Below are 25,670 nucleotides of genomic sequence, written 5' to 3'. Positions count from 1 at the left end.
CATGGCATACCCCCAATTTTCTCGTGAGTGGCGCCCATATCGACGTCCGCTGTCCCCGTAGATCCACGGTCACCGCGACCGGCTAAGGGCGTACGGTCGCCGACGGGGCGTCCCCTTGCGGATACCCGGCCGTACTCCTGCCGACACGGGTCCTTCCTCCCTGGTCCGGCCGGTCGCCATCGGGGGGCGTCCGTTGCCGGTTCTCCTCCATGACCCGCCGGGCCAGCTCGAGGCGTGAGCCGATCTGGAGCTTGCGGAAGATGTGACGGAGGTGGAAGGCGGTCGTGTGCACGCTGATGAACAGTTGGTCGGCCACCTGCCGGTTGGTCAGTCCCTGGGCGACCAACCCGGAGATCCGGCGCTCGGTGTCGGTGAGGCTGCCCCAGCCCGAGACGGGACGGTCGCCCTGTGTCCAGTGGCGGCGCCGCACGCCCAGCCGGCGAAGCCGGCGGCGCACCCGGGCTGCGTCCCGGGCCGCGCCGATGCCGTCGTAGCCGGCCAGGGCCTGGTCAAGGCCGGCGATGGCCGACTGGCGTGACCCGGTGCCCCGGCTCGCGGCCAAAGCGCCGAGGTCCTCCGCCGCGGACGCGCGTGCCCACGGGTCGGCGTGGTCCATGGAGGCGCGGTCCAGTGCGCACGCGTCCCCGTCGAGCAGACCGCGAGCGTGTTCGGCGGCCGCCGCGACGGTGGGAAAGCCCGGGTTGTGGCGGGCGAGCCGTTCCGCGGCGCCGACCACGATCTCGGCTCGCGCGCGATCGTCCAGGGCGAGCGCGGTGCGTACCAGCCAGGCCGCCGCGGTGGGGTCGCTGACCAACACCCAGGAGTGCTCCGGCACCTGCTCGCACAGCTCCGCGAGCGCCGTCGCCACGGCACCGGCGCCATCGCGCGCCATCGCGATCTGGCTCGTCACGAGTGCGAAGCGGGCCTCCGCGTGCGGCGAACCGTACTCCGACAGCCCCGGCCGTGCCCGGTCGGCGTACCGCTGTGCGGCGTTCGGGTCCCCGGACCGCAACGCGGCGACGGCGAGCACCCCCAGCGCGGACGACATCAGCACGTGCGGGCCCGGCCCGCTGCTGGCCGCCAGGCCCGCCTCGGCCACGGCGATCGCGTCGTCGAAGCGGCCCGCGGCCAGATGCAGGCGCGCGTGGAGCACGGCGGGCGCCGCCGCCCACACGAGACGTCCGCGCACCTTGGTGTCGTCGCCGGCGCTCGCCATCACCGACCGTGCCTCGTCCAGCCGCCGGACGTCGGTCAGGAGCATCGCCAGGATCATCCGGGGGTGAAGGCACCAAGCGTCGGTGGACGCCGCCCGGCGGACGGCCTCGTGGGCGAGCCGCAGGCCCTCGGCCAGCTCGTCCGCGTCCCACGCGGCCAGCGCGAGCGTGATGAACGCCCCGGTGACGAGGGCGTCGCCGTGGTCGCCGGACGCCTCGACGATCGCCTGCGCGTGCTGGCGCGCGAGCGTGTTGTCACGGTCGGCGACCTGGGCGTTGAGCAGTGCGAGTTCGGCGGCGTCGCGGAGCCGGTCCGGCAGGCCCGGTTCGGCCAGTACGGTCGCGGCGTCCGCCGCGGCCTCGGCCGCCCGGCCCTGCATGTGCAGGATCTCCGACCGGAGGCAGCACAGGCCCGCGTGGGTGGCGGCGGTCAGCGGTTGGGTGAGGGCCGACTCGGTGAGACCGGCCGCCTCGTCCAGCCGGCCCGCCTCGATGAGCGTGCGGACGGCGGTGAGCGTGCGGACGGTCCAGGCCGGTTCGGCGGGATCGGTGAGGATCACCACCCGCAGCGCGATGTCCGCCGCGGTCCGCGGTGAGACCGGCAGGACGTCGTCGACCAGCCGGTCCAGCGCGGCGAGGCCACGGGAATCGGCTGCGCGGACGCCCTGCATCAGATGCGCCGCGGCCGCCGTCGCGGGCCCGCCCCGGCCGAACAGGACGTCGCCGATCTCCCGATGCAGCGCCTTCCGGATGGGAACCGGAACGGCGTCGGTGACCGCCTGCCACAGCAGGCCGTGCCGGAAGGCCAGCTCCTCCCTCGCGACGGTGAGCACACCCGCCGACAGCGCCTCGTCGAGCCGTGGGACGATCGCGGCCGTGGTCGTGCCAAGCACCGCGGCCGCGGTGTCCGGCGAGAACGAGCGGCCCAGAATCGCGGTCACGGTCAGCAGATGACGGGTCCGCGGACTCAGCTGGTCGAGCAGGTGCCGTACCGCCGCCTGGAACCGCCGCGGCAGGCCGACCGCGACGAGACGTGCGCCACCGTCGCAGATCTGGATCCCGTCCTCGCCGCGCAGCCCGGCGATGAGCCCGGTGAGCAGGTACGGGTTACCGCCTGACTGGGCGACGAACGCCGCCAACGGCGGATCGGGCACGGCACCGAGCATGTCGATGACGATCCCGGTCAGCGCGTCGTCGTCGAGGGGCGGCAGCGTGATCCGCCGCGCACCGCCGTATTCGAGGAGGTCGAAGAGGCGGCCGGCGGCCTTCCCCACCTTCACCGTGCTGCGGGCCAGCAGCCACGCGACGGGCCGGCCCGCGAGCTGTGACATCCAGGCCCGCAGCGTCACGAGGGCCGCCGGCGCCACCAGCTGAAGGTCGTCGAGGCTAACCAGCACGGGACCGGCTCCTGCCCGTTCATCGAGGCCGGCGCGGATCCTCTCAACCCGCCACATGCGCCGGTCCGGCTCGGCGGACGGTCCCCCGCCCTCGGCGACCACGTCCTCGCCAAGGGCCGAAAGCAGCGACTCCACGAGCGGTATCCGGCCGAGCTCGAGCGCGCCGGCCGTCACCAACGAGAAGCCGCGCGCACGGGCCGTACGCGTCACCTCGCGGAGGAGACGGCTCTTGCCCATGCCGGGCTCGCCCTCGACGAGCAGGACTCCGGAGCGCCCCTCGTGCGCCGCGGCCAGCAGATCGAGGGCGGCGCTCCATTCGGCCGCACGACCGCGCATCGTCGCCGGCCCGTGAGCCTCCTCGGTGCAGTACGCCGGAAGGGTGGACATCATGGCTCCGGCAGCAGCACGTGGTAGTCCGGCGGCAGCTGGACGGTGACGTCGAAGTACTCTTCGTCCCGTACCGCCTCGCGCAACGTGGCGAAGACCGCGCGGGCGTACTCGCGCGCCTCGAGCGGGTCCACCCCCGCCAGCTCGGCGATGCGGTCCACGAACCGATCGAGCGACATCCGTCGCGCCGCCCCGCCGCTCGTGGCCCGGCCGCGTCTGAGCGGACCGTGCAGCGCGAGGGGAAGCCGCGGGATCAGGTCGTCCACCTCCCCACCGGCGATGCGTTCGGCGAGCGCCTCCAGTACGGCCTCGGTGGCGCGGCGTGCCTCGTCGGCGTCGAGGCCCGCGCGTTCGGCGACCTTGGCCAGGAAGTCTTCGGCCGGCATCACGTCGAAGAACCTGCACTGGGCCTCGGCGACCAGCGGTTCGAAGTCCTGGGGCAGCTCGTCGGCGACGTCGGCGATCTCGTCGCGGCTCACCGCCTGCCCGAGCGCGAAGAACACGGCATGCGCGTGCCGCTCGGCGGTCTCGACGTCAACACCCTCGCGCTCGGCGACGCGGCGCAGGAACTCATCGATGTCGAAGCCTTCGGCTGCGCGTTCGGTGTAGAGCCAGGGCTTCATCTCCGCGGGGAGCTGTTCGAGGAGGTCACGCGCCTGTCCGGGCGACAGGCGCTCGGCCAGCGTCACCAGGGTCGCCCGCGCGGCGCGCTCGGCCAAATCGCCGCCGATGCCACCCTCGCGCTGCGTGACCTGGATGAACTCACAGTAGTCCACGGTCGCTCCTCCCCCGCTCAGGAGCGTCTCGGCGGCGTGCGACGAACGCGACCACACGCCCACGAGCGCGTATTCGGTCAATCGGTCAGGGACAACGCGAAACCTCGATCGCCGAGCGACCCGCATCGGCGAGACCGATCGATACGGCCATGACCTCCACCGTAGCCACCGCCCGCCCCGCGTCCTGCGGTAGGTCTCGCCCGCCCGGGTGTCGTGATGGGAATGAGCGCACCACGCGCGCATCGGGGGGACGTCATGAAGGCAGTCGTGGACCCAGGAGTCCCGAGACGTACGGGTCGACCAGCTGCCGGATCCCCCGATCGAGGCCCAGGGGCGAGGACATCAGCTGGATGAAGGTCCTGGCGGCCGTCAGCGCGCGTAGTACTCGACGACGAGCCGGTCGTCGCAGATGACCGGGATCTCCAGGCGGGCCGGCGGTCGCAGCAGCTGGGCCCGCAGAGCGTCCCGGTCGACCCGCAGGTACGCCGGATGCTCCGCGGCGTACTCACCGGTCGCGGCGATGAGGAACGGCGTCTTGGCCTTGCTACGCTCCGCGACCTCGATCACCTGACCTGGGCGCAGTCGGTAGGCGGGCTTGTCGACCTTGTGCCCGTCGACGCGGATGTGGCCGTGGCTGACGGCCTGGCGTGCCTGGTAGATGGTCGGAGCGAAACCGGCGCGGAGTACCAGGGCGTCCAGCCGGGTCTCCAGATCGCACAGCAGTTCCTCACCGGTTCGGCCGGGCCGCCGTACCGCACGCTTGACGGCACGGCGCAGTTGTCGTTCGCCGATGTTGTACTGGGCGGACAATCGCTGCTTCTCCAGCAGCCGCGCCTTGTAGTCCGTGTCCTTGACCCGCCCGCGGCCGTGCTGACCGGGACGGGTCGGCCGGCGTTCCATCACCCGGGCCGCCTTCGGAGTCAGTGCCACCCCGAGGGCACGACTCAACCTGACCTTCGACCGTCTGAGGTCCACGGTGCACCCCCGCAACGCTCGTACGGGCATCTCCAGGGACAACGAGGGTCCGGCCGGACTGCATTCCACGGCGTCCGGCCGCGTTTGCCTGGGAGTCCGGGCTGGAATGAGTCGCTCTAGAGGACAACCGGGGGGCCAGATGGAATTCGGGGTCGCGACGTTCGTAACCGATGAGGGCATCGCACCGGCCCGGCTCGGGGAGGCGCTGGAGGAACGCGGTTTCGCGTCGCTGTTCGTCGCCGAGCACACCCACATCACCGTCGAACGGCAGTCGCAATGGCCCGAGGAGGGCGAGCTCCCGCGAAAGTACTACCGGACCCTCGATCCGTTCGTGACCCTCACGGCGGCGGCCGTGGTGACCGAGCGCCTCCTGCTCGGCACCGGCATCCTCCTGCTGGTCGAACGGGATCCCATCATCTCGGCCAAGGAGATCGCGAGCCTCGACCAGGTCTCCGGCGGCCGGGCCGTCGTCGGGATCGGGGCCGGCTGGAACCTGGAGGAGATGCGGAACCACGGCACCGACCCGAAGACCCGGATGGCGCTGCTGCGCGAGCGTGTGCAGGCGATGAAGGAGATCTGGACCAAGGACCAGGCCGAGTACCACGGGACGTTCGTGAACTTCGACCCGATCTTCTGCTGGCCCAAGCCCGTACAGCGCCCGCATCCGCCGATCGTCGTGGGCGGCAACGGGCCGAAGGCGCTCGACCGCACACTGGAGTACGGCGACGGCTGGATGCCGACGTACGGGCTGGGGCCCGAGGAGATCGCCCGCAGGATCGCCGAGCTGGAGCGATGCGCCATGGAGACCGGCCGAGGCCGGGTCCCCGTATCCGTCTACGCCGTGCCGGGCGAGCGTGAGGCCGTCGCCCGGCTCGCCGACGCCGGCGTCGACCGGGTGCTCTTCGATCTACCCACGCTGCCGGACGAGGAGACGCGCCGGACGCTGGACGAGCTCGCGGTTGTCGCCCGCTCGTTCACCGCCTGACGTGTCCTGGCCGGCGGCCGGTCTTCAAACCACGAAGGGGTTGGTCTCAGGGGCCTCGCCGCGTTCCCACCCGGAAACGCCGAGTTCGCGGACCGGGGAAACGTCCAGCGGCGCTCGCCCTCCTGGCATGGGATACATGGCGTGTGTGATGGTCTTACGGTGCGTAAGTATCTGCTGGTAGGAGTGCCGGGGAGCGGCAAGAGCACCCACACCGCCCTGCTGACCCGCGACTTCGATCTCGTGCGGATCAGCGCCGGGGACATCCTTCGCTGGCATGTCAGCCACCACACCAAGATCGGCGCACGCGTGCGTGAGGTCATGGCGGCCGGCCGGCTCGTCGATGACTCGCTCGTGGAAGGGATCATGCGTGTGCGCCTGGAGCAGCACGATTGGAACCACGGGTTCGTCCTCGACGGGTTCCCGCGGAACCGGCGGCAGGCGGAGTTCTTCCTCGAGCGGTACGACCTCGACGCCGTCATCTGCCTTGACGTGCCCGACGCGCAGGCTCGGGACCGGGCGCTGTCGCGACGGCTGTGCGGCGACTGTGGCCTCGACTACAACCTGATCGGAGGCCGGCCCCGGCGTGAGGGCGTCTGCGACTCCTGCGGCGGCCGCCTCGAGACGCGCGAGGACGACACCCCGGAAGCGCTCACCGCCAGGATCGAGGACCACCGGGAGAGCATCGCCGCCCTGCTGGACCGGCTCCGGCGCAAGGTTCCGGTCTTCGTCGTCGACGCGAGCCGCGATCCGGACACCGTCCAGGAGGAGATCCGAATGCTCCTTGGGCTCCCCTCGCGCCGTTTCGGCCGTCGGCAAGGCGGGGATCAGCCCTAGATAGGCATATTCAGGGGGGAATCATGCCTTATCAATCGGTCAATCCTTACAGTGGCGAGGTCGTCGCCAGATTCGCGGAGATCACCGACGCGGAGGTCGAGGACGCCCTGTCACGTGCCCGGTCGGCGTACGAGGAGTGGCGTCGGCGGAGCTTCGACGAGCGAGCGGCTGTCACCAGGTCTGCGGCCCGGATTCTGCGGGACCGGCGTGACGAGTTCGCCCGCCTGATGACCCTGGAGATGGGAAAGCTGATCGGCGAGAGCATCGAAGAGGTGCTCCTGAGCGCGGACATATTCGACTACTACGCCGACAACGCCGAGGACTTCCTCAAGCCGATCCCGATCGACACGCGCGAGGGCGAGGCGGTCGTCGTCAGCAGCCCGCTGGGTGTCCTGTTCGGGGTGCAGCCGTGGAACTTCCCGTACTACCAGCTGGCGCGGTTCGCGGTTCCCAACGTGATGGCGGGCAACGTCGTCATGGTCAAACACGCATCGGGCGTCCCCCGGTGCGCGCTGGCCTTCGAAGACCTCTACCGCGAAGCCGGGGCGCCGGACGGCGTTTACACCAACCTCTTCATCAACAAGGAGCAGGTCGGGAAGGTGATCGACGACCCGCGCGTCATGGGCGTGGCCCTGACCGGCAGCGATGAGGCGGGCAGTGTCGTCGCGGCGCGTGCCGGCAAGGCGATCAAGAAGATCACCCTCGAGCTGGGTGGTAGCGACCCGCTGATCGCCATGCCCGACGCCGATCTGGGTCCGACGGTCCACTGGGCCGCGTGGGGCCGCCTCAACAACTGCGGGCAGTGTTGCGTGGCAACCAAGCGGCTCCTCATCCACGAACAGATCGCCGACAAGTTCCTCGAGGAGTTCACCGCGGCCCTGAGTGGTCTGGTCGCCGGGGACCCGATGGACGAGCGGACCACCCTGCCGCCGATGTCGTCCCAGGCGGCCGCCGACAAGCTGAAGGCGCAGGTGACCGAGGCGGTCGCGCACGGTGCCCGGGCGACCGAGGTCGGCCCTCCGGTGCCGGAGACCGGAGCGTTCGTCCAGCCGACGATCCTCACCGACGTGAGCCGCGACAACCCGGTCTACGGCCAGGAGCTCTTCGGCCCGGTGGCGATGTTCTTCGGCGTCCGGGACGAGGATGAGGCGATCGCCATCGCCAACGACACCGGCTTCGGCCTCGGTGGCGCGGTCTTCACCTCCGACATCGAGCACGGCAAGGAGATCGCCCACCGCATCGAGAGCGGCATGGTCTTCATCAACCATCCGACCTGGACCGCGCCCGAGCTGCCGTTCGGCGGCATCAAGCGGTCCGGCTACGGGCGAGAGCTGTCCTGGCTCGGCATCCAGGAGTTCGTCAACAAGAAGCTGATCGACGTCGTTCCGCTCGACGCCGCGCCGTGACGGTTCTGCGCGGCGTGATCCGTCCGGACCGATCGCCTTCCGACACGCGCGACCCGGTGGAGCCGGTTCGGCTGGCTCCACCGGGTCTGGTCATTCAGCGCGGCGCTGCGGGTCAGCCGGAGTTCGGGTGGAGTACCACCTTCGTCCAGCCGGTGTCGCGGTGGTCGAAGTGCTCATAACCCTCCGGCGCCTGATTCAGCGGCAGCTCGTGTGACACGATCCACGACGGCTTGGCCTGCCCCGTCTGGATGAGGTGCATCAGCTTGCGGTTGTAGGCCTTGACGTTGCACTGGCCGTTGCCGATGCTCTGCCCCTTGAACCAGAAGAGGCCGTAGTCGAAGGCGACCTCACCCTCCTTGTACAGCGGGTCGGGGCTCTGCGGGTCCTGCGGCACGTAGACCCCGACAACGCCGATGGAGCCGGTGAAACGTACCGACTTGACCAGGTTGTTCAAGGTCATGTTCGGATGCTCGTGCCCCTCCGGGTCATGGGCCTGGTAACCGACGCACTCGCAGCCGCGATCGGCTCCGACGCCGTCGGTCTGGTCGAGGATCTGGTCGACGGGCGAACCCTTCGAGTCGTCGATCGGGATGGCGCCGATCTCCTCCGCGAGCCGGAGGCGGTCCGGATGCCGGTCGACGACGAAGACCTTGCTTGCGCTCTTGAGCGTCGCTGACAGCGCCGCCATCAGGCCGACCGGCCCGGCACCGTAGATGGCGACCGTCTCTCCCGCCCGCACGCAGGCGAGCTGCGTGGCGTGCCAGCCCGTCGGGAAGATGTCGGACAGCATGACGTAGTCGGTCTGTCGCTCCTCCGCCTCTGGCGGCAGGACGAGGCAGTTGAAGTCCGCGTAGGGAACGCGGAGCAGTTCGGCCTGCCCGCCGTTGTAGGGCCCCATGTCCGCGAAGCCGTACGCGGCGCCCGCCATGTTCGGATCCGGGTTCGCGATGAGACAGAAGGCGGTGAGGCCGTTCTCACAGTTCTCACAGAAGCCACAGCTGATGTTGAAGGGCATGCACACGAGATCCCCGACCTTGACCCGGTCCACCGCCTCGCCGACCTCAACCACCTCCCCCAGGTTCTCGTGGCCGAGCACGCGACCGGTCTCCAGGTCCGTACGGCCTTCGTACATGTGCAGGTCAGAGCCGCAGATGTTGGTGGTGGTTATCTTCACCAGCGCGTCCGTCGGCCGTTCGACCCTCGCGTCCGGCACGTCCTCGACCCTCACCGTCCGCGGCCCTTCGTACACCACGCCTCTCATAGCGAACCTCGATCCCCTCGATTAACGAAAAGCGGCCAGAGGCCGCATGTCGTCGAGCACCCGGCGCGAAAAACAATCCCCGCAGGTACATCCCCCTTTTCGAGCTTCTCACCTATGCAGCCCATGTCAACGCAACGACGGCTTTTTTACCTTTCCCGCCAGAAGAGGCTCTCCATTAACAGAAGACCCAACGAGAACAGTGGCGCCACCCGGCAATAGCCCGCCCAGGCCATTTGTCCTGGCTAACAAATTGATGCGCGTGAATCGCCACCCTGTCCTCGCGAGGCCGTTCTCGACCGACGACGAACCTTTGGGCGGTACCGGCGCTGGTGGGGACAGTGCTGTCGAGCCAAGCATCATCGTCGATGCCATGATCAGCACTGGCACGGGAACCAGCGCCGACCGCGTCCGAGATCTTGCGATCCATCGCCTCTGCTCCCCCAGAGCCATGACCCGGCTTTAGCTACGGCTTGCCCGGCCTGTAGTGGCCGCCTGCGAGACTCTCCTCGATAGCGCCGGGTTCGGGGGGGAGCGCCAATGGCGTCGGAGACGGGCGAGCACGGCCGGCGACGGCCGATCTGGGTGAACCCGCTGCTCGGAGAGGCCGACCCGGTGTCCGGCGTTAAGAGGGTCCTGCCACGACACACGTTGCCGGATGGTCCCACGACGCCGTCGACCGCGTCGCGGCTGATCCGCGACGAGCTGATGCTGGACGTGAACCCCCGGCTGAACCTGGCGACCTTCGTGACCACCTGGATGGAGCCGGAAGCTCGCGCGCTCATGGGCGACGCCGCCGACAGGAACCTCGTCGACAGGGACGAATATCCAGCGACGGCCGACATGGAACAGCGCTGCATCGCGATGCTGGGCCGACTGTGGAACGTCCCCGGCCAAGGGCACCCGATCGGCACCTCCACCGTCGGGTCCAGCGAGGCCTGCATGCTCGGCGGAATCGCGCTGAAGCGCCGCTGGACACGCCGGAACGCCGTTCGCTACGCCGCCGGCGCCCGCCCCAACCTGGTGATGGGCGCCAACGCCCAGGTGTGCTGGAAGAAGTTCTGTAACTACTGGGACGTGGACGCGCGCGTCGTACCGATGGAAGGAGACCGGTTCCACCTGGGCGCGGAACAGGCGGCCGAGGCGTGCGACGAGAACACGATCGGCGTGGTCGCCATCCTGGGATCGACGATGGACGGCAGCTACGAGCCGGTCGCCGACATCTGCCTCGCGCTCGACGCACTGCAGGAGCGTACGGGCTGGTACGTTCCGGTTCACGTGGACGCCGCGTCGGGCGGCATGATCGCGCCGTTCCTTGAGCCGGAGCTGGAATGGGATTTCCGGCAGGCCCGGGTCGCCTCGATCAACACCTCGGGGCACAAGTACGGGCTGGTGTATCCCGGAATAGCCTGGGTGATCTGGCGCGATGGTGACGCACTGCCGGAGGACCTGGTGGAACGAGTGAATTACCTCGGCGGTGACGTGCCCACCTTCACTCTCAATTTCTCCCGACCCGGCGCCCCGGTCATCGCGCAGTACTACAACTTCCTGCGCCTGGGTCACCAGGGCTACCGCGCAGTGCAGGGGGTTCTCCGGGAGGTGGCGATGTACCTGGCCGGGCAGATCGAGGCCCTCGGCTGTTTCCGGCTGCTGACGCGTGGTGACCAGCTGCCGGTATTCGCCTTCACCACCACCGACGACGTCACCCAGTTCAGCGTCTTCGACGTGTCGCGGCGGCTGCGGGAGTTCGGCTGGCTGATGCCGGCCTACACCTTCCCGGCGAACCGCCAGGATCTGGGGGTTCTGCGCGTGGTGTGCCGCAACGGCTTCTCATTCGACCTGGCCGACCGGCTCGTGGAGGATCTACGGAGCCTGCTCCCGTGGCTACAACGTCAGCCGGCGCCTTTCCACGGCCCTGCCGAAGCGACGAGTTTCCATCACTAGGCCCGGTCGTCCGGCCAGGGGGAGGTCGTGGCATGTGCCGTCTGTTCGGAATGAGCAGTGCCCCTGAGCGTACTTGTGCCACCTTCTGGCTGCTGGACGCACCGGACAGCCTCAGTGACCAGAGTCATCGCAATCCTGACGGGGCCGGCCTGGGTTTCTTCGACGCCGACAGGACCCCTCACATTTACAAGGCTCCCATCGCCGCGTACCAGGACCGGTGTTTCGCCGAGCAGGCCAAGCAGGTGAGATCGGCCGTTTTCGTGGCCCACCTTCGCTACGCGACCACCGGCGGAGTGGATTACCGCAATACCCAGCCGTTCGAGCAGGACGGGCGGCTGTTCGCGCACAACGGAGTGATCGAGGATCTGGCCGAACTCGACGCGGAGCTGGGGCCGGACCTGGCCATGGTCGAAGGAGAGACCGATTCTGAACGTTTCTTCGCGCTGATCACCCGAGAGATCAGAACGCACGGCGATGTCGCCGTCGGCATCGAACACGCCGCACGGTGGATAGCCCGGAATCTGCGGCTCTACTCACTCAACCTCATCCTCGCGAGCGCGGACGAACTCTGGGCGCTTCGCTACCCCGACACCCATCATCTGTACGTGCTTCAGCGTCCCAGCGGTGGCCAGCACGGCGCCCGGCACCTGGACCAGAGCGGCACCGCGGGCCGCATGCGCGTGCACTGCGCCGACATGGCCCGCGTTCCCGCCGTAGTGATCGCCAGCGAACCGATGGACGACAGCCCCGGCTGGCGCCTGCTGGAGCCCGGTGAACTCCTCCACGTCGGACCCGGCCCGCGTGTCACCAGCCGGATCGCCCTACCCGAGGAGCCCGCGCATCGGCTGCAGCTCACCGACCTGTCGCCCAGGACCGCCGCCGCCCAACAGGCCGCCTGATTCAGATCCCGGCGGACATCGAGCAAGCGCGGAACGCGGTGCCCTCCACCAACGTGACCGTGCCCGGAGTCGGCGCGGTCGGGCTCTCTTGAGCTCCATTCGGTCATACCGACCCAGCCGATCGGTCCCGGCCAGCGGTCCCCGTGTCCCCCTGGGGCGTACCCACCGTGCCGCCCGCCATCGGCAAAGCCTGACCTAAGTTTCCCGGCGTCCCTTTGACCTGCCCCCGGGTCAGGAGGTCCCGTGGAAGAAGAGACACGGGGGGACGTCATGAACGATCACCGACTGAGGACCCTGGCCCGAGGTCTCGGCTGGGCCAGCCTGGGGCTCGGCGCGGTCCAACTGGGCGCGCCGAACACCGTACGCCGCGTGGGAGGGGTCGACGACTCCACCGTGGCCGGCGTCATGGTGCCGCTCGTCGGCGCCAGGGAGTTGTTGCACACGGCCGCGCTGCTCGGCAGCCGCCTGCCGGAACGCTGGGTGTGGACGCGCGTGGCGGGGGACGCCGTGGACCTCACCGCGTTGGGCTGCGCGGTCTCCCGGCGCCGGGGGGCGCGGCGTCGCCGGGCGATGGCCGCCACCGCTGCGGTCGCCGCCATCACCGCCCTTGACGTGTACATCGCCGCGCGCGGAGACCGGCGCCTGTGGAGCCGGGGCCTGGCGCTGCACGCGTCGATCACGGTCAAGCGGCCTCGCGGAGAGGTGTACGGGTTCTGGCGGGACTTGGAGAACCTGCCGCGGTTCATGATCCACCTGGAGTCGGTCCGCGTGATCGACCAGCGGCGTTCGCACTGGACCGTCCGGGGGCCGGTCGGCCGGGCCATCGAGTGGGACGCCGCCATCGTCGACGACCGGCCGGAGGAGCTCATCACCTGGCGCTCCACCGACGGAGCCCTGCACAACACCGGGACGGTCCGCTTCGTCGACGCGCCGGGCGGCCGGGGCACCGAGGTGCATGTGGAGCTGCGCTGCGAGCCGCCCGGCGGGGTGGTCGGCGCCGCCTTCGCCCGCCTGATCGGCGAGCATCCCGACCAGCAGGTCCGTGATGACCTGCGGAGATTCAAGCAGGTCATGGAGACCGGCGAGGTGGTCCGCTCGGAGGGCAGCCCGGAGGGCGTACACGCGATCCGCCAGCTCCGGCAGCGTCCCGCGCAACCCATGATGTCAGGGAGGCGATCGTGAAAGGCACCTGCTGGATGGGCCGGAACAACGTCGAGGTGCGGGAGGTGCCCGACCCCCGGCCGCTCAACTCACGGGACGCGATCGTTCGGATCACCCGCACCGCGATCTGCGGATCCGACCTGCACCTGTACAACGGGTTCATCCCGACGATGAAGAAGGGCGACGTCCTCGGCCACGAGTTCATGGGCGAGGTGGTCGAGACCGGCTCGGACGTGTCGAATCTCAAGCCGGGTGACCGCGTCGTCGTGCCGTTCCCGATCGCCTGCGGAGCCTGTGACTCGTGCCAGCACGGGCTGTTCTCGGTCTGCGAGAACTCCAACCCCAACGCCGGGATGGCGGAGAAGCTGCTGGGGCACGCCCCGGCGGGCATCTTCGGCTACTCCCACATGCTGGGCGGCTTCCCGGGCGGCCAGGCGGAGTACGCCCGGGTGCCGTTCGCCGACGTCGGGCCGATCAAGATCGAGGACGATCTGCCGGACGAGAAGGTCCTGTTCCTGTCCGACATCTTCCCCACCGGGTGGATGGGAGCCGAGATGTGCGACATCACACCCGGCGACGTGATCGCCGTGTGGGGTGCCGGACCGGTCGGACAGTTCGCGATCGCGTCGGCCTTCCTCATGGGCGCCGAACGCGTCATCGCCATCGACCGCTTCCCGTACCGGCTGCGCAAGGCCGAGAGCACGGGCGCCGAGACCCTCGACTACCGCGACGTCGACGTCCTCGACGCCCTGCGGGACATGACGGGCGGCCGGGGCCCCGACGCGTGCATCGACGCGGTCGGCGTCGAGGCGCACCATCCCGCCCCGATGATGTACGGCTACGACCGGGCCAAGCAGCTGGTGCGGGCGGAGACGGACCGGCCCTTCGCGCTCCGCGAGGCCATCATGGCCTGCCGCAACGGCGGCGTGGTCTCGGTCATCGGCGTGTACGGCGGCCTGGTCGACAAGTTCCCGATGGGCTCGCTGATGAACCGCTCGATCACGCTGCGCGGCGCGCAGTGCCACGTCCAGCGGTACCTGCGGCCGCTGCTCGACCGCATCCGGGCCGGCGACATCGATCCGAGCTTCGTGATCAGCCACCGGATGCGCCTGGCCGACGCCCCGGAGGGCTACGACATCTTCAAGAACAAGCAGGACGACTGCCTGAAGGTCGTCCTCACCCCGTGACGCCGCCGGCCGCGGGATCGCACGGCCGGCTCTATCCGGCGGCGCGAAGAGCCGCTCCCCCGGACGTCGCATCTTCCGGAGGCCATGTCGGGGCAGCCGTTTTCCAGCCGCCCGGATGCGCCGTGAGACGGTCGGCCCAAGTGCGGTCGCCGGAGCGCTGCGGGAATCCGACACCGTCCTGATCAACGACCACTACGGTCTGAAGCCGGCAAGCGGATCGGCGGCGGCGAGGCAGATCAGTGATCTTTCACCCTGACACGCCGCTGCCGTCAAGCGGCTGATCGGGCAGCGCCGGATAGTCGGTGTAACCCCGCTCGTCACCGCCGTAGAACCGCTCTCGAGCCGGAGTGTTGAACGGGCCGCCGGTCGCCAGCCGGCGCGGCAGATCGGGATTGGCTAGAAACAGCGCACCGAAGGACAGCAGATCCGTCGTACCGTCCTCGACCAGAGCAAGCTCCTCAGGCCCGGTCGGCCGCGGCGCCGTGTGCGCGTTGAGGATGAACACCCCGCCGAACTCCGCACGCAGCTTCCGTGTGAGGTCTCGGTCGCCGGTCTCCACCACGTGCAGATACGCCAGGCCCAGCGTCCGCAGCGTTTCTGCGAGCGCGAGGTAGGTGGCATGGGGATCCGATTCGGACATGTCGTTGTAGGGGTTTCCCGGCGAGACCCGCATGGCGGTCCGGCTTGGCCCAATCGCGTCGGCGATCCGCCGTATGAGCTCGGCCGCGAACCGGATCCGCCTCTCGACCGAACCACCCCAACCGTCGGTACGAAGGTTGGTCGTGGGATCGAGGAACTGGTGCACGAGGTAGCCGTTGGCCCCATGGACCTCGATACCGTCGAACCCCGCCGCGACTGCGTTCCGCGCGGCGACGACGAAGTCGTTCAGGGTCTGCTCGATCGCCTCACCGGTCATCGCCTGGGGGGTGATGCAATCCTTGAGACCCTGGGGGGTGAACACCGACACCTTGGGCCTTACGGCGGACGGAGCCACCGGGCGCCGGCCGTCGATCAGCAACGGGTGACCGATGCGGCCGGTGTGCAGCAGCTGGGCGAAGATGCGCCCTCCCGCCGCGTGCACCGCGTCGGTGACCTCACGCCAGGCCGCGGTCTGTTCGTCGCTGTGCAATCCAGGTGTGCTGGGGTAACCCTGGCCGACCACCGACGGTTGCGTTCCTTCACTGATGATCAGACCGGCCGAAGCACGCTGCGCGTAATACTCCGCCATCAGCGAGGTCGGCGACTGCCCTGGGCCGTACGCCCGGCTGCGGGTCATCGGGGCCATGACGACGCGGTTCGGCAGCGTCAGATCCTCGACGGTGACTGGATCGAAAGCAGCCAGTTGATCCATGCGCTCCAGCTGAACGGCCGCATCTCATTCAGCCGGGTGGGAGAGGTGCTGGGCGTTTCAGGCCAGACCATCGCCCGCCGGTACGCACGGCTGAGGGAGTCAGGCACACTGCGCGTCATCGGTCTGACCGACCCCCGCCTCGTCGATGAGGTCGTATGGCTCACACGTGTGCGCTGCACACCGGATGCCGCGACGACGATCGCCGAGGCGCTCGCCCGTCGTCGCGACACCTCTTGGGTCCAGCTCACCTCGGGCGGCACCGACATCCTCTGCGCCGTCCGCGCCAAAGATTCAGGCGACGGGGAATCACTGCTGTTGCGCCGGCTGCCTCGGACTCCCCGGGTCCTCAACGTAACCGCGCACTGTGTGCTCCACGTCTTCCTCGGCGGCGCTCACGGCCTGCTCGAGAAGGCCGAGATCCTGGGCCCGGAGCAGGCACGGCGCCTCCGGGCGGCGTCGCCGAGCGGCCGGCGGCTCGACCTCACGGATGGCGACCACCGCCTGATGGCCGCGCTGCGCGAGGACGGCCGGACTCCGCTCCACTATCTCGCGAAGGTCACACGGTGGTCGCCGAGCACCGCGCGCCGCCGGATGGCCGACCTTCAGGACGCCGGTGTGCTGTATTTCGACGTCGACTTCGACCCCACCCTGCTCGGGCTGCGTTTCCGGGCGCTGCTCTGGCTGTCGGTGCCCCCCTCCCAGCTCCATCGTGTCGGAGAGCTGCTCGCACAACACCCCGAGGTCGCCTACACCGCGGCGACGACGGGCTCGACCAACCTCCTGGCCAGCGTGGTCTGCTCCACCGTCAGCGATCTGTACGACTACATCACCCGGCGCATCGCTGTGCTACCCGCTGTGACCCACCTTGAGTCCGCGCCGGTCGTCCGCACTGTCAAGAACGCCGTCACACTGGGAGATCGGTATTACGGCATCGGCGCGTGACATCCTCGCCCGGGAGCGCCGCCCGCGTATTCGTCGGTCCGGATACGAGTGAGCTTGTCAGGGTTGAGGACGCCGTAGATTGCGTGGATGCGCCCCTCGCGGACGTCGAAGGTGACCAGTTGCCGCTGGCGGCCGATCACCGTCCAGACCGCCGGTTCGCCGTTGGCCCAGGTCAGGTGGGCCTCCTGCAGCGGGTAGCGCGACATCAGTCCGGCCACGAACGCCAGCACGTGGTCGCGCCCGACGATCGGACGCAGCGCGGCGCGGACCCTGCCTCCGCCGTCGTTGTAGGCGACCACATCCTCGGCCAGCATGTCGGTGAGAGCGGTCATGTCGCCGCCCCGTGCCGCGGCCAGGAACCGGGTGAGCAGTTCGGCATGGTCGGACGGGTGCGGGACGAACGGCTTCGCATCTCGCTCCACGTACTTGGCCGCGCGGCGGTACCACTGGCGGCAGGTCGCGACGGGATGGTCGAGGATTTCGGCGATCTCGTGATAGGGCAGTTCGAAAGCCTCCCGAAGCACGAAAACCGCGCGTTCGGGCGGCGAGAGTCGCTCCATGAGATGCAGCGTCGCGTAAGACAGCGTGTCGCGTAGCTCGACGGTCTCCAGCGGTCCGAACTCCTGCTCGTCAACCGGTTCGGGCAGCCACGGTCCGGTGTAGGCCTGACGTGTCACCCGCGCCGAGCGGAGTTGGTCGAGCGCAAGGCGGGTCACGACCGTCACCAGGAACGAGCGTGGCTCGCGAATCCGCGATCGGTCGGTGTTCATCCAGCGCAGGAATGCCTCTTGTACCACGTCCTCGGCGTCCCACATGCTGCCCAGCAACCGGTAGCCCAAGCCGAGGAGGAGCCGGCGGTGCTCTTCGAAGACGGTGTCCACCTTGTGCTCCCTGCCTTTCCTGGCGCGGCGGGCTCGCCTCCGCGCCAGGGAGCTAGAACGTTCACCCGGCCGTGCCGATTCCGCCGGCGAACCTGCCGGCGATCCAGGTGAGGATGTCAGTCATGGCGCCGTCGTCAATGCCGACGGTCTGGCCAGGGTAGGTGTCATGCTGCAGGCCGGGGTACGTGCGGTAGTCGACTTTGGATCCGGTGCGGCGAAGCGCGGTGGCCACCTCGTCGGTCATCGAGACGGGTACGACGGTGTCGGACTGCCCCTGTAGCAGCAGGATGGGGCCGGCCACGGGCTGGGTTCCGGTGCTGTTGGCCTTGAGGAAGCGGGCGAAGCGCGGCTCGGTCAGGTAGCCGGGACGGACCAGACTCGGGCCGGTCAGGTCGCTGAAGACGGCGCTGACCACGCCCAGGCAGCCGGAACGGGTTACCTCCAAGCGGCTGTTCGCCTCGGTGGTGAGCAGTCGCCCGGGATCGATCGCCGGGTCGCCGGCATGCGCGCCGGCGGTGATTAGGGCGATGAAGACGCCCAACCCCGGCACCGTGGCGGTGTGGTCGGCGAGCTGGGCCAGATTCGCGGTCGGGGAGGTCACCACGGCACCGCGATAGCCGTTCACGGGGTACCGCACCAGGCGTTCGGCGACCGCGAGCGCGGCGGCGCCGCCCTGGGAGTGTCCCCATAGCACCCAGTCGCGGGAGAGGCCCGGTACGGTACGGCAGGCCGCCGACAGTGCGTCGAGGACGTCGTTCGCGGCCGCCGTCTTGTCACCGAGGGCGTGCCCGCCGTCGGTGCCCAGCCCGGCGTAATCGGGCGCGACGACGGCATAGCCGTTGGCCAGGAAGCGAGCCATCTGGTCGCCGTGGTACAGGTCCCGCATCAGGGACGGGGCGCAGTCCTCGGCCATTCCGCTGGTGCCGTGGGCGTCGAGGACGACCGGCCGGCCTCTACGCGGTGAGGCACCGGAAGGGACCAGCACGACGGCGGACGCGGCCACGTCCCGTCCATGGGCAGTGCGCGAGTGGTAAAGCAAACGGGTGACCTTAGTCCCCGCGGGCACGGTGTAGTCGGTCGCGGACTGCTGCCGGATCGGGGTTCCGGCCGGTGCCCACCGCAGTGGGCTGGGCGCGTCGTAGAAGGCGGTACGGGGCAGGGCGTCGGCGCGTTGCCGCGCCCACGCCGCCTCGCACGACTCGTCACAGACCACGTCGGCGCGCGCCGGGGCCAGGGCGGCGGTTGCCGTTACGCCGGCGACCAGGGCGGCGAGTAGCGTTTTCAGCGAAGACTTCATCACGGATTGTCCCTAAGTTCGATGTTTACGCGGTTACGCGCGTCTCGGAGGCCAACTCGGCGGCGAACCCTTCGGTCACCGACGCATAGCGGGGGCGCCAGTCCAGGTGCAGCCGGGCCTGGGTGTTGGCGGCGCCGCGCAGCCGGTTCATGAACGCCACGCCCCAGCTTCCGACTGCGAGCCGGGCCAGGGAGGCGGGTGCCTTCTTCGGTGCCGGAGCACCGAGGACGGTGGCCAGCTCCGGCAGCCATTCGCGCAGCGGCGTGGGCCGGTCGTCGACGATATTCAGCACGCCGGCGACGTCCGGCTTGTCGAGCGTGGCGGCCACGGCGGCCGCCACGTCGTCGGCGTGGGTGAAGGAGAACACCGCGTTCCCTCCGCCGACCAGCGGCACCTTCCCGGCACGCACCTGCCGGACGAATGAGCCGTCGGGAGCATAGATGGTGCCGGGTCCGTAGAGATGACCCAACCGCAGCACCAGTCCGCCCGCCTGCCTGGTCAGCTGTTCGAGCTCGATTAGCGCGTCGAGGACGGGCACGAACTGCTTGGGGGTGCCGGCCCGCCACAGCGGGGCGTCCTCTGCGGCCAAGCCCTCGCCCGGCTGGTAGGCGTAGGCCAGGCCCTGGCTGATGATCCGCGCCCCGGCGGCCGCGTCGATCAAGTTCCGGGTGCTCTCGGTACGCAGCCGGTTGGTCGTCGCGAAGTCGCGCGCCAAGTGCTTGGGGCTGATCTCGGCCGGGATCGCCGTGAGCATGTTCACCACCACGTCGGGCGCCGCCTGCCGTACCGCCCGGCGCAGGCCGTCCCTGTCCAGGGCGTCCGCGACCACTGTCCGGGCCCCTGCCGCCTGCAGCGCGGTCGTGTCGGATCCCGGCCGGGCCAGGCCCAGCACCTCATGTCCCACGGCGGTCAGCAGCGGAACCATCCGGTTACCGATCACCCCAGTGGCTCCCGCGAGTAGAACTCGCATGAATCACTCCTTGATCCCTCCCGGCTAACCACGCCGGGCTCCGTCAGATACGAAAGCCAGACGAGCCAGTCCGTCTCCGCGTGACAACCAGGACAGTGATCCACACCACAACTACCTGCAGGGATTGCCGGCCTGCCGACCGGGCGTGAGACGCCGGTCCCGTGAGGGATGTCACGTCCTGGGGCGGCCGTCGTGTCGGCTGGTGCGGTGACCACATACGTTCGCCGGGTTTGATCATGCGGCCTTTGGCCGCGGTCGGCCCCAGCGTTGTTGTCGTTGGCTGCGGATGCGGGCGCGTTCGCGGTCTAGGGTGCGGATGGCGGGGGTGCGCCGTCAGGGCGTGCGGTTCGGATGGACTTGAGCCCGGCCAGGGAGTGGTCACCGCCTTTACGGGCGCGGATCACGCCGGCACGTACGAGGCCGACGCCCACCCGGAGTACGTCCGGTGGGGAACAGCGACGATGGGCCGGCCCGAACGCCCCACCGTGGTGACTGCCGGTTCGTCTGGCGATATCGCCGAAATGCCCTAAAAGACACTACGCCTCGGCGACCACACTCAACCTCGGCTCCCACTTTCCTTCGGTGCCGCATCCGCGCTGGGAACAGTCTGTTGGCTCGCGGTTCGCGGCCAGGCGTGGAGGGCCGCCTCGGCGATGTGCCGCAGGTCGGTCGTGGTGGCGCCGTCGCGAGCTTGGGCGGACATGCCTTGGAGGACGGCCGCGTAGAACGTCGCGAGAGCGTGGGTGTCGGTGCGGGTGGGGAGGTCGCCCGCGCGGATGGCGGCGGCGACCTTGTCTTCCAGCGCGCGTACTCCGGCGGCGCGCAGATCCCGCAGATGGGCGGCGATGTCGGCGGATTGCGGGGAGCAGTTGGTCGCGGCGCTGATCAGCATGCAGCCGCGTGGACGGTCGGGCCTGGTGTAGGCGGTAGCGGCCTCGCGCAACAGGCGTTGGACGGCGTCGCGGGCGCCGAGTTCTTCGGCCAAGGCACGCTCGGTGAACGCGGCGTAGGTGCGCATGTAGCGATCGAGCGCCTCGACGAACAGTGCCCGTTTGTCGCCGAACGCGGCATAGAGGCTGGCCGCACCGATGCCGAGCGCCTTGGTGAGCAGGGAGATGGAGGTGGCGTCGTAGCCGTGTTCCCAGAACACGGTGATGGCGTCTTCGAGTGCTTTGTCGCGGTCGAAGGACCGAGGCCGTCCCGTTCTCATACAGCGCATTCTATAGCGATCGTTCTCAAAGGCTGATAGCTTCTTCTGCAGCGATCGTTACAGAAGTGAGGAGTGCCTGATGGTCACCGTAGGACTGTTCATCCGCGTCGAGGCCAAGCCGGACAAGGTCGAGGAGGTCGAGGAGAGGTTCAAGTCGGTGGTGGAGATCGTGCGCAAGGAGGGCAAGGCCGTCGTCTGGTTCGCACTGCGACTGGGTCCGACGACGTTCGCGATCTACGACGCGTTCGCCAACGACGCGGACCGCCAGGCCCACCTGGACGCCAACCTCCCGGCGCTGCAGGCGGCCGGTGTTGGCCTGTTCACCGAACCGCCCACCGTCGAGCACATCGACGTGGTCGCCAGCTTGGTCCCCGGCGAGTGACCTCCCTCAATCAAAGATGACCACCCGCCGCACGCCGCGCCCCACGACAGCGTGCGGCAGGCATCAGCAAAACACCGCATGACCAACCCATTCAAAGAAGGCGTCATGAAGACAGCGCGCGTCAACGACATCGACATCCGGTACGAGCTGACGGGCGAGGGTGAGCCGCTGCTGCTAATCCACGGCTCCAACATCGCGACCGGGCTCCGACCCCTGGCAACCGCCTTGAGCCGACGCGCACCCTCGCTGAGCCTGGTGCGGTACCACCGGCGCGGGATGGGCGGCAGCACTGGCCGGGATTGGCCGATCAGCACTGAGCAGCAGGCCTCCGATGCCCTCGGCCTGCTGGACGCGCTCGACCTGCCGTCCGCGCACATCCTGGGGTACTCCTACGGAGCGACGGTCGCCATCGAGGCCGCGCTCGCGGCACCCGACCGCACGCGAAGCCTGATCCTCGTGGAACCGATCCTCAGTGAGGCGCCCAGTTCCCAGGCGTTCTTCAGCGGTATGGACCCGGTGATGAGCCTTTACGCCGCCGGCGACATGGCGGGCGCTGCCACCGCGACCTTCGCCGCGCTCGGCGGCGAGAACTGGCCGGAACTCGTCGCGACCGCCGCCCCAGACGCATTCGACATGGCCGTCCGGGACACCGAGATGTTCTACCGGGCGGAGTGGCCTGAGTTGACCGCCTGGACGTTCAGCCCGACGCGCGCCGCCGCAGTGAGCGCTCCCGTGCTCTCGGTCCTCGGGACGCGCAGTGGGCCGTTCTTCAGCGAGGGCCGGCAACTCATCCATCAGCGATTCCAGCGCTGCACGGACGCCGACATTCCCGGCACCAACCACCTTCTGTACCTCCAGGCACCCGAGGTGATCGCCGCTGAAATCACCCATTTCCTCATCCAACACTCGGCGTCGCAGCAAACGTCCTGACCCCTTGCGAGGGACGGGCAGGCGGCCGGACGGCTCTTCCGCGGCGTCGAGACCTTGTTCCAGGCGGTGACAGACGAAGGCCGGCGCCGCAGCGAGATCTCAGCGGACCGCGATTTCCGACGACTGGTGCCGTACCGCATTCCTGACCTACAGGAACAGAACTGTAAGCGGCATGAAGACGACAGAAAGGGCGTCAGAGATGGACATCCAGCATCCCCAGAACACCGAAGCGAAGGTGACCAAGGGACTCATGGTCCGAGTCGAAGCCAAGCCCGGGCGGGAGACAGAGGTTGAGGCACTCCTCAAGGCCGGTCTCACCGCGGTCCTTGAGGAACCCGACACCATTGCCTGGCTGGCGATCCGTCTTGGCCCGACCAGCTTCGCAGTGGTCGACGCATTCCCGGACGAAGCCGGCCGACAGTTCCATCTCGAGGCCGGGAAGATTCGGGTTACCGACGACGCGGCCATGGACTTGTTCGCCGCGCCGCCGTCCTTCACCTACACCGACGTCGTGGCGGCCAAACTTCCCACCTATGGTTGATACCTCCATCGATACGCTTTACCAGCCCCCGGGACGCGCCCTTAGCCGCATCACCGTCTCGCGAGGTAGAGGAACCGCCCGTCACCGACCGGGAGATAGGTCATGTCGCCGGCGTAACGCTGATTTGGCGTCGGGGCGGTGAACTCCCGCTTGATCAGGTCCGGCACCGTCTGGTGTGAGGGGGCGGGCACCGTGGTGCGGACCTTGCGGCGCAGATGCACCCCGACGATTCCGAAGATCCGCATCACCCGCTCGACGCGCTCATGGTTCACCTGCTGGCCCGCATCGCGCAGTTCGGCCGTGATCCGCCCCCGGATCCGACACGTACAACGCCACGGAGTGGAGACATGCCCAGGCCCGCCGGTTCCATAGCCGTTTTCTGGGTGTCGCCCTGCCGCTCATCGTCGTGCCGGGCGCGGACTGGGCGTTCACCATCAGTGCGGGACTGCGCGGCCGGTCCGTGGTCCCCGCTGTGGGCGGGCTCGTACTCGGTTACGCGGGCATGACCGTCATCGTCGCGGTCGGTGTCGGTGCCTTGGTCGCGGAGAACCCCAAGGCGCTTACCGCGCTGACCGTCCTTGGCGGCGGCTGCCTGATGTGGCACGGCGCGCGGACACTCGCCTCACCTTCCGCGCCGGTCACCACGACCACCGCAGCCGAGGGGCGGCTCGGTGGCGCATCGCCTCGCCTAAACCCGGACCCGCGAGGGAACACGGTCCACGGCTGGGTCCTGCACCTATGCACCCAGGCCGAGTCACGGCCCCAGGCCACCACGCCGGCCTGGGCGTAGCGGTCGCAGCCGGCGGTGAGCCGCGAATCCGCCTTTGTTCCGGACCGGCCGACGCATCCCTCCTGGGATCGATGTCGCGACATCGAAGCTTGAATCTGCCTGACCTGAGCCGACCGTAAGCGGCTTACCGGAGGCCATATAGTATGAATCTCATAGTTTATGAGTCGGATACGATCCTCAGGAGGCTGTCTTCATGATCTTGGTAACCGGGGCGTCCGGCACTGTCGGACGCCCGCTGATCGACCTGCTCGCCAGCGAAGGCACCGTGGTGCGTGCCGTTTCCCGCGATCCGCACGCCGCCGGCCTTCCCGCCGACATCGAGGTGGTGAGGGGCGACCCGTCACGCCCCGAGACGATCGTCCCGTTCTTGGAGGGCGTCACCTCGATCTTCCTTCACCCCCGCGCCGTCGGTGAGGCCGCCGGTGAGCTTCTCGCACTCGGCAGGGAGCGAGGCGTGGCTCGCGTCGTGACGCTCGCAGCGATCAACGTCGACGACGACCCGGCCGAGCAACCGTCGCGCTTCCAGGGAGATAGGAACAAGGAAGCTGAGGACGCCGCCGTCGGGAGCGGCCTGCAATGGGTGAGCCTCCGGGCCGCCTCCTTTGCCATCAACACTCTTCGTACGTGGGCGCCTCAGGTCCGTGTCGGCGATGTCGTTCGCGGCCCGTATGCACGCTTCGCCGAACCGCTGATTCACGAACTGGATCTAGCGGAGGTCGCCGCCCGCGCGCTGCTCGGCGCCGACCTGACCGGCAAGAAACTGTCGCTCACCGGCCCGCAGTCCCTCTCCCACGAGGCACTGGTGGCCGTTATCGGCGAGGTGCTCGGCAGGCCCCTGAAGTACGTCGAGATTCCTCCGGTGGCGGTCCGGCAGGGCATGGTCCAGCGTGGGATCCCTGAACCGTTCGTCGATGCCCTGATGGCCAGGTACGCGCGGGGAACCGGGCCGGCCGAGGCCGTCACCGGCGAGGTGGAAAGGATCCTTGGCCGGCCCGCGCGCACTTATGCCGAGTGGGTCGCCGACCACGCCGCGGCCTTCCAGAGTCGATGACGTCCATGGAATCGCAACACATGATGGATACGGACGTCCGCGCCGGCGCTCCGACAGAGGATCCGCCTGCCATGAAGGTGCTGCGCACGCCGGAGTCTCGGTTCGAGGCCTTGCCGGAGTACCCATTCGCGCCCCACTACGTCGAGATTGACGCCGGCGATGGTGCTGGCACTCGGCTGCGGGTGCACTACCTTGACGAACGGCCGGACGATCCGGCGAAGACGTCAGGAGAGACAGTTCTGCTCCTGCACGGCGAACCGTCGTGGAGCTACCTTTACCGGCACGTCATCCCGCCACTTGTCGCCGCCGGGCACCGCTGCGTAGCCCCAGACCTCATCGGCTTCGGCAAATCCGACAAGCCTGCCGATCGTTTCACCTACACCTATCAGCGCCACGTCGAATGGCTGGCTGAGACCGTGTTCGATCGCGTTGATCTCCGCGATATCACCATGGTGTGCCAAGACTGGGGTGGCCTGCTGGGGCTGCGTCTGCTGGCGGAGCACCGACAGGGGCACCGTCACCGAGCTTGACCCCGCGGTGTTGGCGGCGTACAACGCTCCGTTCCCCGACGAGTCGTACTTGCAGGGCGCCCGCCAGTTCCCTTTGCTCGTCCCCATTGCTCCGTTCGACGAGGCGGCACCGGCGAACCGGCGGGCGTGGGCCGTGCTGGAAACGTTGCAGACACCGTTCCTGTGCGCGTTCAGCGACCGAGATTACGGAGTCGGCGACGGCGAACGGATCCTACGGCAGCGTATTCCAGGCGCCGCAGGACGACCGCACACCACCATTACCGACGCGGGCCACTTCGTACAGGAGGACCGAGGTCCCATGCTCGCCACCGTCATCGACGAATTCATCCACTCGACGAAATAGCAAACATTCCGACGAGAGTCTCGCGGCGG

24 protein-coding genes and 1 pseudogene are annotated in these 25,670 nt (G+C 68.9%); 15 read left to right on the top strand and 10 right to left on the bottom strand.

Annotation, left to right across the window (positions count from 1 at the left end; all coding sequences use genetic code 11):
- Positions 1–82: 82 nt before the first annotated feature.
- The 3 genes from ACQEV1_RS22830 to rpsD all read right to left on the bottom strand — a co-directional run bounded on the left by ACQEV1_RS22830 (position 83) and on the right by rpsD (position 4,779).
- Entirely contained in the window at positions 83–2,998 is a 2,916-nt protein-coding gene (locus ACQEV1_RS22830) for an AAA family ATPase (RefSeq protein WP_433395920.1), read from the bottom strand.
- Positions 2,998–3,855, bottom strand: coding sequence for a DUF2267 domain-containing protein (locus ACQEV1_RS22825; protein ID WP_433395918.1), 858 nt, complete (start codon positions 3,853–3,855; stop codon positions 2,998–3,000). The genes ACQEV1_RS22830 and ACQEV1_RS22825 overlap by 1 nt, the downstream gene beginning before the upstream one ends.
- Positions 3,856–4,143: 288 nt before the next feature.
- Positions 4,144–4,779, bottom strand: coding sequence for a 30S ribosomal protein S4 (gene rpsD, locus ACQEV1_RS22820; RefSeq protein ID WP_433405951.1), 636 nt, complete (start codon positions 4,777–4,779; stop codon positions 4,144–4,146).
- 109 nt (positions 4,780–4,888) lie between these two features.
- Here rpsD and ACQEV1_RS22815 point away from each other — a divergent pair, with 109 nt between their 5' ends.
- The 3 genes from ACQEV1_RS22815 to ACQEV1_RS22805 all read left to right on the top strand — a co-directional run bounded on the left by ACQEV1_RS22815 (position 4,889) and on the right by ACQEV1_RS22805 (position 7,974).
- A complete protein-coding gene (locus ACQEV1_RS22815) occupies positions 4,889–5,734 on the top strand; it encodes an LLM class F420-dependent oxidoreductase (RefSeq protein ID WP_433395916.1) in 846 nt (281 codons plus the stop codon).
- A gap of 159 nt (positions 5,735–5,893) precedes the next feature.
- Complete coding sequence (locus tag ACQEV1_RS22810) at positions 5,894–6,568, top strand: adenylate kinase family protein (protein WP_433395914.1); 675 nt, start codon at positions 5,894–5,896, stop codon at positions 6,566–6,568.
- Between the two features lie 23 nt (positions 6,569–6,591).
- Positions 6,592–7,974, top strand: a complete 1,383-nt coding sequence (locus tag ACQEV1_RS22805; protein WP_433395912.1) for an NAD-dependent succinate-semialdehyde dehydrogenase — start codon at positions 6,592–6,594, stop codon at positions 7,972–7,974.
- Positions 7,975–8,086: 112 nt separating this feature from the next.
- On the opposite strand, the gene ACQEV1_RS22800 is transcribed toward ACQEV1_RS22805, so the two are convergent.
- Entirely contained in the window at positions 8,087–9,187 is a 1,101-nt protein-coding gene (locus tag ACQEV1_RS22800) for a glutathione-independent formaldehyde dehydrogenase (RefSeq protein ID WP_349497954.1), read from the bottom strand.
- Positions 9,188–9,772: 585 nt separating this feature from the next.
- On the opposite strand from ACQEV1_RS22800, the gene ACQEV1_RS22795 reads away from it, so the two are divergent.
- From ACQEV1_RS22795 to ACQEV1_RS22780, 4 genes are all read left to right on the top strand, one after another.
- Positions 9,773–11,176: a glutamate decarboxylase gene (locus ACQEV1_RS22795; protein ID WP_433395910.1), complete on the top strand. Its 1,404-nt coding sequence runs from the start codon at positions 9,773–9,775 to the stop codon at positions 11,174–11,176.
- A 32-nt stretch (positions 11,177–11,208) separates the two neighbouring features.
- On the top strand, positions 11,209–12,075 hold the full coding sequence (locus ACQEV1_RS22790) for a class II glutamine amidotransferase (RefSeq protein ID WP_285619461.1): 867 nt from the start codon (positions 11,209–11,211) through the stop codon (positions 12,073–12,075).
- A gap of 270 nt (positions 12,076–12,345) precedes the next feature.
- Positions 12,346–13,257 carry an SRPBCC family protein gene (locus ACQEV1_RS22785; RefSeq protein ID WP_433395907.1) on the top strand — a complete coding sequence of 304 codons (912 nt, stop codon included), beginning with the start codon at positions 12,346–12,348 and terminating at the stop codon, positions 13,255–13,257.
- Positions 13,254–14,423 (top strand): zinc-dependent alcohol dehydrogenase, encoded by a 1,170-nt coding sequence (locus tag ACQEV1_RS22780; protein ID WP_285619464.1) that lies wholly within the window; start codon positions 13,254–13,256, stop codon positions 14,421–14,423. The genes ACQEV1_RS22785 and ACQEV1_RS22780 overlap by 4 nt, the downstream gene beginning before the upstream one ends.
- A gap of 247 nt (positions 14,424–14,670) precedes the next feature.
- Here ACQEV1_RS22780 and ACQEV1_RS22775 read toward each other — a convergent pair whose 3' ends face one another.
- A complete protein-coding gene (locus tag ACQEV1_RS22775; protein WP_433395905.1) occupies positions 14,671–15,774 on the bottom strand; it encodes an alkene reductase in 1,104 nt (367 codons plus the stop codon).
- Here ACQEV1_RS22775 and ACQEV1_RS22770 point away from each other — a divergent pair.
- Positions 15,766–16,716, top strand: a complete 951-nt coding sequence (locus ACQEV1_RS22770; protein WP_433395903.1) for an Lrp/AsnC family transcriptional regulator — start codon at positions 15,766–15,768, stop codon at positions 16,714–16,716. The genes ACQEV1_RS22775 and ACQEV1_RS22770 overlap by 9 nt on opposite strands.
- Here the strand turns inward: ACQEV1_RS22770 and sigJ are convergent.
- The 4 genes from sigJ to ACQEV1_RS22750 form a co-directional block, all read right to left on the bottom strand.
- Positions 16,698–17,597 (bottom strand): RNA polymerase sigma factor SigJ, encoded by a 900-nt coding sequence (gene sigJ / locus ACQEV1_RS22765; RefSeq protein WP_433395901.1) that lies wholly within the window; start codon positions 17,595–17,597, stop codon positions 16,698–16,700. The two genes, ACQEV1_RS22770 and sigJ, sit on opposite strands and share 19 nt — an antisense overlap.
- A 61-nt stretch (positions 17,598–17,658) precedes the next feature.
- On the bottom strand, positions 17,659–18,894 hold the full coding sequence (locus ACQEV1_RS22760) for an alpha/beta hydrolase family protein (RefSeq protein WP_433395899.1): 1,236 nt from the start codon (positions 18,892–18,894) through the stop codon (positions 17,659–17,661).
- A 25-nt stretch (positions 18,895–18,919) separates the two neighbouring features.
- Positions 18,920–19,864: an NAD-dependent epimerase/dehydratase family protein gene (locus tag ACQEV1_RS22755; protein ID WP_433395898.1), complete on the bottom strand. Its 945-nt coding sequence runs from the start codon at positions 19,862–19,864 to the stop codon at positions 18,920–18,922.
- 556 nt (positions 19,865–20,420) lie between these two features.
- Positions 20,421–21,074: a TetR/AcrR family transcriptional regulator gene (locus tag ACQEV1_RS22750; RefSeq protein WP_433395895.1), complete on the bottom strand. Its 654-nt coding sequence runs from the start codon at positions 21,072–21,074 to the stop codon at positions 20,421–20,423.
- Positions 21,075–21,153: 79 nt separating this feature from the next.
- Between ACQEV1_RS22750 and ACQEV1_RS22745 the strand changes: the two genes are divergently transcribed.
- From ACQEV1_RS22745 to ACQEV1_RS22735, 3 genes are all read left to right on the top strand, one after another.
- The gene (locus ACQEV1_RS22745; RefSeq protein WP_285619478.1) at positions 21,154–21,456 is read left to right on the top strand and encodes a putative quinol monooxygenase; all 303 of its coding nucleotides are present in this window, start codon (positions 21,154–21,156) and stop codon (positions 21,454–21,456) included.
- A 105-nt stretch (positions 21,457–21,561) separates the two neighbouring features.
- On the top strand, positions 21,562–22,386 hold the full coding sequence (locus ACQEV1_RS22740; protein ID WP_433395893.1) for an alpha/beta hydrolase: 825 nt from the start codon (positions 21,562–21,564) through the stop codon (positions 22,384–22,386).
- A 172-nt stretch (positions 22,387–22,558) separates the two neighbouring features.
- The gene (locus tag ACQEV1_RS22735; protein WP_433395891.1) at positions 22,559–22,927 is read left to right on the top strand and encodes a putative quinol monooxygenase; all 369 of its coding nucleotides are present in this window, start codon (positions 22,559–22,561) and stop codon (positions 22,925–22,927) included.
- 59 nt (positions 22,928–22,986) lie between these two features.
- Here ACQEV1_RS22735 and ACQEV1_RS22730 read toward each other — a convergent pair.
- Positions 22,987–23,235: pseudogene (locus ACQEV1_RS22730) on the bottom strand (IS3 family transposase); the annotation flags it as partial.
- Positions 23,236–23,333: 98 nt separating this feature from the next.
- On the opposite strand from ACQEV1_RS22730, the gene ACQEV1_RS22725 reads away from it, so the two are divergent.
- The 4 genes from ACQEV1_RS22725 (at position 23,334) to ACQEV1_RS22710 (ending at position 25,641) form a co-directional block, all read left to right on the top strand.
- Positions 23,334–23,717: a LysE family translocator gene (locus ACQEV1_RS22725; RefSeq protein WP_433395889.1), complete on the top strand. Its 384-nt coding sequence runs from the start codon at positions 23,334–23,336 to the stop codon at positions 23,715–23,717.
- Positions 23,718–23,916: 199 nt separating this feature from the next.
- On the top strand, positions 23,917–24,768 hold the full coding sequence (locus ACQEV1_RS22720) for an NAD(P)H-binding protein (RefSeq protein ID WP_433395887.1): 852 nt from the start codon (positions 23,917–23,919) through the stop codon (positions 24,766–24,768).
- Positions 24,769–24,839: 71 nt separating this feature from the next.
- Positions 24,840–25,298, top strand: coding sequence for an alpha/beta fold hydrolase (locus ACQEV1_RS22715; protein ID WP_433395885.1), 459 nt, complete (start codon positions 24,840–24,842; stop codon positions 25,296–25,298).
- Positions 25,299–25,308: 10 nt separating this feature from the next.
- Positions 25,309–25,641, top strand: a complete 333-nt coding sequence (locus tag ACQEV1_RS22710; RefSeq protein WP_433395883.1) for a hypothetical protein — start codon at positions 25,309–25,311, stop codon at positions 25,639–25,641.
- The last annotated feature ends 29 nt before the right edge of the window (positions 25,642–25,670 follow it).

Origin of the sequence: Actinoallomurus sp. CA-142502 (assembly GCF_050936355.1) — a bacterium.
GTDB classification, from domain to species: domain Bacteria; phylum Actinomycetota; class Actinomycetes; order Streptosporangiales; family Streptosporangiaceae; genus Actinoallomurus; species Actinoallomurus iriomotensis.
This window is presented reverse-complemented; position numbering and strand designations above follow the sequence as displayed.